1 pseudogene is annotated in these 518 nt (G+C 49.6%); it reads left to right on the top strand.

What is annotated here, in order from left to right:
- Positions 1-68: 68 nt before the first annotated feature.
- Positions 69-518: pseudogene (locus R8N49_RS30445) on the top strand (histidine kinase); the annotation flags it as partial.

The following is a 518-nucleotide window of genomic DNA, read 5'->3' as shown; positions in this document are numbered from 1 at the left end:
GTTAACTCGATGTTAACTTAGAACAACACCACAGTGACGTGGAAGTGGGTTAACGGTAAGGATGCACCATGAGTTGGAGAACCATCAGCTTTAGAAAGCGCATGCTGGTCATTATGACGCTCTCGGGCTTGATCGAGTTACTTCTGCTCGTCGCCGCAGGTTTTACCTACCTCAAAGTCAATCAAGAACACGAAATGGGTGAAAAGGCACTCGGTGTTGCCCGTTTCCTCGCAGAGTCTGAAATCGTCATTGAGATGGTGGAAGCTCAGCAGCCAGAACCTTATCAAGAGTCCTTTCGCGCACTCACTAAAGCGATTGGTGCGGCCTTTATTGTGATTGGGGATAACCAAGGCGTGCGCTTAATTCATCCGGTAGATGAGCGAATTGGTAAGCCTATGAAAGGGGGCGACAACCAACGAGCTCTGGTCGAAGGTCAATCCTATGTGTCTACAGCTCGCGGTTCTTTGGGTTATTCCGTCCGCGGTAAAGCGGCGATATTCGACGCACAAGGTAACATC

The sequence above is a fragment of the Vibrio sp. 1978 genome (genome assembly GCF_033344345.1).
The sequence above is the reverse complement of the archived record's forward strand: the minus strand, read 5'-3'. Positions and strand labels throughout refer to the sequence as shown.